Source organism: Halostella sp. PRR32 (assembly GCF_034808085.1).
GTDB classification, from domain to species: Archaea; Halobacteriota; Halobacteria; order Halobacteriales; family Natronoarchaeaceae; genus Halostella; species Halostella pelagica.
In genome coordinates this window covers 1-262 of the sequence record NZ_JAXHGL010000177.1, presented here as the reverse complement: position 1 = coordinate 262, position 262 = coordinate 1, and the positions used below count along the sequence as shown (strand labels likewise).

At 76.3% G+C, this 262-nt stretch carries 1 pseudogene; it reads left to right on the top strand.

Annotation, left to right across the window (positions count from 1 at the left end):
- Positions 1-262 (top strand): annotated as a pseudogene (locus SM753_RS20795) (triphosphoribosyl-dephospho-CoA synthase); the annotation flags it as partial.

Here is a 262-nt window from a genome sequence, read left to right as displayed (position 1 = left end):
CGTTCTACCGCGCCTTCGAGCACGTCGACGTCGCGGTGGCGGACCCGCCGGCGGACGCCGCCGACCTCGACGTGCGACGGGGGAGCGACGCGGCCCCCGCGCTTCGCGAGCGGGGCACGACCCTGCGGGACGTGATGGCGCTCTCCGCGGATCCCGCGGACGCCGGCGGTTCCGAGGACGCTGACAGAGTCCCCGACCGCAACGCGCGGGAGTGGGTCGAGGGGTTCCCGCGGACGTTCCGCGCGGCCGAGTGGATCCGGAG